Genomic DNA, 3,964 nt, shown 5'->3' on the forward strand with positions numbered 1-3,964 from the left:
GAACGATTCGCGCTCACTCGTCTTGCCGTGTCCGGCCGAGTGGGTACGGACGGCCACCGTGCTCGGAGATTCTGCTCGCCGGGCGCCTGTGCGGCCAACACGGGCAGGATGATGTGATGGGCGCAGGGCGCCGAATCGAGGACCGACGGTTCGACTGGCCACGAGGGAGACGCATGAACGGCCAGGGCAGCGAGAACACGTCCGGTCGGCGGGAGCCGAGCGTCGAGGGCGCCGGCCCGGCAGGCGTGACCGGGCTGCTGGCTCCCTGGGCTCCGCCCGCTCCGTCCGCATCACCCGCACAGCCCGTCACCCCAGCCTCCGGGCCGGCATCCGGGCGGGCCGGGAGGCCGGCGCCTGCCGGTTGGCCGGCCGGCCCACCACTGCCGGCCGTGCGGACCCTCCGCGGGCAGTCGCAGTCGCCCCCGCCGCCGGGCCTCGAACGCGGCGCCGCGTCCGCGTGGCCCTCCGCTCCTGCCGGCCCGGCTTCCCCGGGACTGCCCGGCGGGCTCGGTTCTGGCGGGCTCGGTTCCGGCGGGTCTGGGTCCTCCACCCATGGCTGGGGCGGCCCGATCTGGGCGGCCGGGCCGCCGGCCGGGCCGCCGCGTCGCGGACCGGCCCGCTGGCTCATCCCACTCGTCCTTGTGCTGGCGATGGTCGCCGGTGCGGGCGGCACCGGCATCTTCCTGCTTGTCCGGTCGGACGACGGCCCCGTCGAGACCGTGCGGTCCTACCTCACCGACGTCCGCGCCGGCCGTTACGACGCCGCCTACGATCGGCTCTGCAGCTCGGTTCGGGGCAACCGATCGGCCACCGACTACACGATCATCATGCGGGCGCTTGACGGGATCAGCGGGGGTATCGCGTGGGGCGTGCAGACCCGCCAGGCCATCGCCGCCCAGACGGTCCGGGAGGTCGAGGTCGACGTGCAGCGCGGCGACGACCCGACGAGCCGGGAGTCCTACCAGGTCGGCCGGGAGTCCGGCGACTACTGCCTGCTCACCCCGGCGCACCCTTCAGCGCCGGTGCCGGCGGCGCCCCCCTGACGTGCAGCCGCCGGCACCGTTCGGTGGACTGCCGGACACCCCTGATGATGGCTCAGGTGGCGGCGGCTCAGGTGGTGGTGGCGCCGGTTGCGGTGGTCTGGATGACGGCGGGCTGCCGGCCCGCGCCGCCTGATTCGCGTTCCGGCGACTCGAGCAGGTCCGCGGTGTTGGACGAGGTGTCGGCGGTCGCGGCGGCGAGGCCGTCGCGCCGGGGGATGGCCAGGGCGCAGAGTAGGGCGAGCACGACGGCGATCACGCCCAGCCACAGGGCGGGTCGCGTCCCGTCGATGAACGCCGCCGGCGTGTCGTATCCGCCGCGGGCGGCGAAGACCGACGACAGCACCGCGATGCCGAGTACCCCCCCGAGCTCGCGCAGGGCGTTGTTGGTGCCCGAGGCGATGCCCTGCATCGCGGCCGGCACGACCCCGAGGGCGACGGTCGCGATCGGCACGAAGAACAGGGCCATGCCGATGCCGGAGAGGACGTACGGTCCGATCAGCGCCGCATACGCCGTGTGCGTCGTCAGCACCAGCGCCATCCAGGCGAGCCCGGCGGCGTTGAGCACCAGCCCGCCGAGCAGCAGCGGCCGGCCACCGATGCGGTCCGACACCGGCCCGGCGAGTGGCGCGATGAGCAGCGGCATCGCCGTCCACGGCAGGGTGCGCACACCGGCCTGCAACGGCGAATAGCCGTAGACGTTCTGTAGTGCCTGGGCCAGTAGGAAGATCGAGCCGAACATGCCCATCGAGAACAGCAGCGCGGTGGCGTTCACGGCCGCGAAACCGGGGACGCGGAACAGCCCCATCGGCAACATCGGCGCCGCGCCTCGGCGGGCTACCCGCAGTTCCCAGGCGACGAACGCACCGATGCCAAGCCCGCCGAGCACCAGGGCGCCGAGCACCGAGGTGCTCGTCCAGCCGTGCCCCTCCCCGCGGACGAGGCCGAAGGTCACGCCCAGCAACGCGGCGTTGATCAACGCGGCGCCGGTGAGGTCGAGCCGGGTGGTGCGGCCTCGCGACTCGGTGAGCGCGCGCAGCCCGACGGGCAGCGCGACGAGGCCGACCGGCACGTTCACCCAGAAGATCCACTGCCAGCTCGCGCCCTCGGTGACGGCCCCGCCGATGAGCGGGCCGACCGCGACGGCCAACCCCGTCATCGCCCCCCAGATACCGAGAGCGGCGCCGCGGCGCTCCTCGGGCACGGCCGCGGCGAGCAGTGTCAGGGTCAGCGGCAGCACGAGGGCCGCGCCGACGCCCTGCACCGCACGGGCGGTGATGAGAACGCCGATGGACGGGGCGAGCGCGGCACCCGCGCTGCCCAGGGTGAACACCGCGAGACCGGCGAGGAACACCCGCCGGCGCCCGAGCCGGTCGCCCAGCGCCGCCCCGGTGAGCAGCAGGACCGCGAACGGCAGGGTGTAGGCGTTCACCGTCCATTCCAGGCTTTCCAGGCCCGCGCCAAGATCCTCGCGGATCTGCGGGAGCGCGGTGGTGACCACGAGGTTGTCCAGGGACACCATGAACGCGGCCAACGAGGTCACGACGATGGTCCAGGCGGTGCTGGGGCGTCGAGGCACGGCGGATCTCCTTCCGCTTATCTTGTGAGCACTCACTACTTTCATTAGGTAGTAACCAGTCACTACCTTGCGACATCGGGCTGCGCGACATCTCGCCAGGACGGGAGGGTCGCGGTCGGTTCGAACCCGGGTCAGGGAGTGGGCGGTTCCAGAGTGCTGGGTTCCGGAGTGCTGGGTTTCCGAGCGCTGGCGGCGGAGCCCGGCGGCGCCGCCGTGCAGACCATCTGTGCCCACTCCTCGTTGAGGACGGCGAGGTCCATCGCTGCGATGATGTTGAACAGCATGCCGTAGGCGAAGAACAGCCGGATCTCGTCGTTCGACAGGCCGGTGATGCGGTTCACGGTGTCCCACAACAGGTGGAATCCGCTGCGGGTCGTGACCTGGACCTCCGGGTCGTAGCACCCGGAGTAGGCCTGCAGCTGGTTCAGCAGATACGTCGGATCCGCCAGCAGCTCCTGGTAGGACTCCTTCATCGCGTCCAACGCGGCCTCGCCGGTCAGCTCGCCTGCGGCCCGCTCGAAGTGGGTCGCGGTCCGGCGGAAGACATCGTCGATGACGGCGAGGAACAACGCCTTCTTCGTCGGGTACAGCCGGAACAGGTACGGCTGGGAGATGCCGGCCCGCTCGGCGATCGACTCCGTCGACGTGCCGGCCAGGCCGCCGTGGGCGAACTCCTCGACCGCCGCGGCAAGCACGCTCGCCCGCCGCTGCTCGGCGCTCATCCGCCCGCCGCCGTCCGTCCGCGTTGCCATAGCCGCAAGGTAGTGGCCACTCACTAACCTGTCAAACCCCATACCGCCGGTGGCGTCCGGCACGGGCTACGAGCCCAGCCGGGCGGCCCTACGGAGCAGTAAGATTGCCATTACACCGTGCGATGCGTCAGGGGATCCTCGGTCAGGTGCCCGTCCGCGGTGTGCCGGGGCCATCTCTGCCCCAGCCGCCCGATGGGCGTCGCCGCCTGGTGAAGGATGCGTCCCTACCTCGTGAAGGATGGTCGTCATGTCGACCGACGGACTGGCCATCCAGCCAAGCGCGACGACGTACGAGTTGGAAGACCTTGTAGCTCAGACATGGCAGGGTCGAGTCCGGGTCCCGCACTTTCAGCGCGATTTTCGGTGGGGAAGCCGGGATGTCGTCCGCCTCTTCGACAGCATCATCAAGGGTTATCCGGTCGGCAGCATGCTGCTGTGGGTGCGGCAGTCGGGTGCCGAGACGGTTACGCTCGGCAGGCTGACGATCTCCGCTCCGGCGGGCGAGAACACCCTCTGGGTGGTCGACGGCCAGCAGCGCATCACCAGTATTGCGAATGCACTGCATCCGGAAGGTAATCGCCATGCGCCGTTCG

Annotated in this window: 4 protein-coding genes; 2 read left to right on the plus strand and 2 right to left on the minus strand. The window is 71.2% G+C overall.

Annotated elements, in window-relative coordinates; genetic code table 11:
- Positions 1–173: 173 nt before the first annotated feature.
- A complete protein-coding gene (locus G6R25_RS22295; protein ID WP_235949443.1) occupies positions 174–1,043 on the plus strand; it encodes a hypothetical protein in 870 nt (289 codons plus the stop codon).
- 67 nt (positions 1,044–1,110) lie between these two features.
- On the opposite strand, the gene G6R25_RS22300 is transcribed toward G6R25_RS22295, so the two are convergent.
- Together G6R25_RS22300 and G6R25_RS22305 are read right to left on the minus strand one after the other, a co-directional pair.
- Positions 1,111–2,664, minus strand: coding sequence for an MFS transporter (locus tag G6R25_RS22300; RefSeq protein WP_163554459.1), 1,554 nt, complete (start codon positions 2,662–2,664; stop codon positions 1,111–1,113).
- 86 nt (positions 2,665–2,750) lie between these two features.
- A complete protein-coding gene (locus G6R25_RS22305; RefSeq protein ID WP_205447359.1) occupies positions 2,751–3,371 on the minus strand; it encodes a TetR/AcrR family transcriptional regulator in 621 nt (206 codons plus the stop codon).
- Positions 3,372–3,618: 247 nt separating this feature from the next.
- On the opposite strand from G6R25_RS22305, the gene G6R25_RS22310 reads away from it, so the two are divergent.
- Positions 3,619–3,964, plus strand: a 346-nt coding sequence (locus G6R25_RS22310) for a DUF262 domain-containing protein (protein WP_235949444.1), incomplete at its 3' end; no start/stop codon positions are given.

Origin of the sequence: Candidatus Frankia alpina, from assembly GCF_902806485.1 — a bacterium.
In the GTDB taxonomy this organism is placed as follows: Bacteria; Actinomycetota; Actinomycetes; order Frankiales; family Frankiaceae; genus Frankia; species Frankia alpina.